The 3,115-nt window shown below is 58.7% G+C and carries 2 protein-coding genes and 1 pseudogene; all 3 read left to right on the top strand.

Translation table 11 applies throughout. The features are described 5' to 3' along the window. A pseudogene (locus L0H65_RS17260) lies at positions 1-448 on the top strand (acetyl-CoA C-acyltransferase); the annotation flags it as partial. A 3-nt stretch (positions 449-451) separates the two neighbouring features. Beyond that, a complete protein-coding gene (locus tag L0H65_RS17255; protein WP_301460462.1) occupies positions 452-925 on the top strand; it encodes a cupin domain-containing protein in 474 nt (157 codons plus the stop codon). Continuing rightward, complete coding sequence (locus L0H65_RS17250) at positions 918-3,110, top strand: FAD-dependent oxidoreductase (RefSeq protein ID WP_301460461.1); 2,193 nt, start codon at positions 918-920, stop codon at positions 3,108-3,110. The genes L0H65_RS17255 and L0H65_RS17250 overlap by 8 nt, the downstream gene beginning before the upstream one ends. The last annotated feature ends 5 nt before the right edge of the window (positions 3,111-3,115 follow it).

The raw sequence follows: 3,115 nt of genomic DNA, 5'->3' as shown, positions 1-3,115 counted from the left end.
GAATTCCTCCGGTATCGTTGACGGTGCGGCAGCGGTGCTGATCGGCAATGCCGAATTTGGCAAAGCGCATGGGCTGAAACCTCGTGCCCGCATCCGCGCCACCGCCAAAATTGGCACCGATCCCACGATCATGCTGACCGGCCCGGTCCCGGTGACGCAAAAAATCCTTGCCGATCATGGCATGACCATCGGCGACATTGATCTGTTTGAGGTGAATGAGGCTTTCGCCGCAGTTGTGTTGCGCTTTCAGCAAGCCTTCAATGTCGACCCGGCCTTGGTCAACGTCAACGGCGGGTCTATTGCCATGGGCCACCCGCTGGGCGCGACCGGGGCAATCATCATCGGCACGCTCCTGGATGAGTTGGAGCGGCAGGACAAGCAAATCGGGCTTGCCACGCTCTGCATCGCCTCCGGCATGGGGGCCGCAACGATTATTGAGCGGGTGTAAGCCATGGCGATCTTTCGCAAAGATGCCGTGCCCGTGACCGATGGCGTCTCAAACTATCCTGATCCCTATAATCAGGGGGCGGGAAACCTGTCCTTCCGCCATCTGACCGAGGCAGGCGGTTTGACCCAGTTCGGCATAGCCCTTGAAACCCTACATCCCGGCGGGCAATCCTCGCAAATGCATTGGGAGGAACATGAGGATGAGTTTCTTTACATGCTCCATGGCGCGCTGACCGTCATTGAAAACGGCGAGGAATCTGTCATTGGCCCCGGTGACGCCTGTTGTTGGAAGGCAGGGGTGCAGGTCGCCCATACCTTGCGCAACCACACAGCCGAGCCGGCAACCTATCTGATTGCCGGAACTCGCCATCCCGAAAACATCTGCCATTATCCCGGCCTCGATCTGCTGGCAACGCCGCAAGGTTATACCCATCTCGACGGCACCCCTTATCCGCAGAGGAAACAAGCAAATGCCTGATTTTGTAATGAAAACCGACACCGATGGGGTCGCAACGATCACTTGGAACGTCACCGACAAATCCATGAACGTCATGTCCTTGGCCGCGTTCAAGCTGCTGGACAATCTGATTGATGACGCCCTTGCGGACGCCTCCGTGAAAGGGGTGATCATCACCTCTGGCAAGAAGGATTTTGCTGGCGGGATGGACCTGAACGTCATCGCCAAGATGCGCGAAGATGGTGGCGCGCAGGGCATCTTTGACGGCGTGATGATGATGCACGGCGTGTTGCGCAAGATTGAACGCGCGGGAATGGACCCGAAAACCCTGAAAGGTGGCAAGCCGATTGTGGCCGCCCTGCCCGGCACAGCGCTTGGCATCGGGTTGGAACTGCCGCGGTCGTGTCACCGGATCATTGCCGCCGACAACCCCAAGGCCAAGATTGGTCTGCCCGAGATCATGGTTGGCATTTTCCCGGGTGGTGGTGGCACAACGCGACTGGTGCGCAAAATGGGCGCAATGGTTGCCGCGCCGTTTTTGCTCGAAGGCAAGTTGTCGGACCCGGCAAAGGCAAAAGCTGCCGGGATTATTGACGAGGTGGTCGCGCCCGACCAATTGCTGGTCCGTGCGAAAGAATGGGTGCTGGCCGCGACCGATGCCGATCTGGTCAAGCCATGGGATGCGAAAGGCTATAAAATGCCCGGCGGCGCGCCTTATTCCCCCGCAGGGTTTATGACTTTCGTCGGGGCGAGCGCGATGGTTCACGCCCAAACCATGGGGGTTTACCCAGCGGCGAAGGCGCTGCTTTCCGCAGTCTATGAAGGGGCGCTGGTGCCGTTTGATCTGGCGCTGAAGATCGAGGCGCGCTGGTTCACTAACGTGCTGATGAATCCGTCGTCCAGCGCCATGATCCGCAGCCTGTTCATCAACAAGGAAGCGCTGGAAAAAGGTGCCGTTCGGCCCGCCGCGCCTGATCAAACCGTCAAGAAACTGGGGGTTATCGGTGCGGGCATGATGGGCGCGGGCATTGCCTATGTCGCCGCCAACGCAGGGATCGAGGTTGTGCTGATCGACGCCAAGCAAGAAGCGGCGGATCGGGGCAAAGCCCATGCGTCGGATATCCTCGACAAAGGCATTAGCCGCAAGAAAGTGACGGAGGCGAAGAAAACCGAAGTGTTGGCCCGTATCGCTGCGACAACCGATTACGGCGCACTCAAGGGCTGCGACTTGATCGTTGAAGCGGTGTTTGAGGATATGAGCGTCAAGGCCGAAGTCACCAAAAAGGTGCTGGCCAATGTTGGCAAGGATTGCATCTTTGCCACCAACACCTCCACCTTGCCGATCACCGATCTCGCGAAAGCATCCGCCCACCCAGACCAATTCATCGGCATCCATTTCTTTTCACCGGTGGAGAAGATGATGCTGGTGGAGATTATCAAGGGCAAGAAAACCGGGGATCGCGCGGTTGCCAAAGCCCTCGATTTTGTGCGCCAAATCCGCAAGACGCCGATTGTGGTCAACGATGCCCGCTTCTTCTATGCCAACCGCTGCATCATTCCCTACATCAACGAAGGTCTGCGGATGTTGGCCGAAGGGGTGGAACCGGTGTTCATCGAAAACGCCGCGAAACTGGTGGGGATGCCATTGGGGCCGCTGCAATTGGTTGATGAAACCTCGATTGACCTGGGCGTGAAAATCGCCAAGGCGACGCGGACGGCGATGGGCGATGCCTATCCGGACGGCGCGGTGGATGAGGTGCTGTTCTGGATGGTCGATCAGGGTCGTTTGGGCAAGAAATCCAACGCGGGCTTTTATACCTATGACGACAAGGGCAAGCGCCAAGGGCTGTGGGACGGGTTGGCCACTAAGTTTCCGGTGAATGATGATCAGCCAGACTTGACCGATGTGCAGCACCGTCTGCTGATGGCGCAGGTGCTGGAAGCGGTGCGCGCACTGGAAGATGGCGTGCTGATGGACATTCGCGAAGGCGATGTTGGCGCGATCCTGGGCTGGGGCTTTGCGCCGTGGTCGGGTGGTCCGTTCTCATGGCTCGACATCATCGGCGCTGCCCGCGCGGTGGCGATTTGTGATGATCTGACCGCCCGTTTTGGCGATCGGTTCAAAACGCCTGCTTTGCTGCGGGATCTCGCCGCCAAAGGCGACGGGTTTTACAGCCGCTTTGCGCCGCAGCAAAAAGCGGCCTGATGCGC

The organism is Pseudorhodobacter sp. (assembly GCF_030452865.1).
In the GTDB taxonomy this organism is placed as follows: domain Bacteria; phylum Pseudomonadota; class Alphaproteobacteria; order Rhodobacterales; family Rhodobacteraceae; genus Pseudorhodobacter.
The sequence above is the reverse complement of the archived record's forward strand: the minus strand, read 5'-3'. Positions and strand labels throughout refer to the sequence as shown.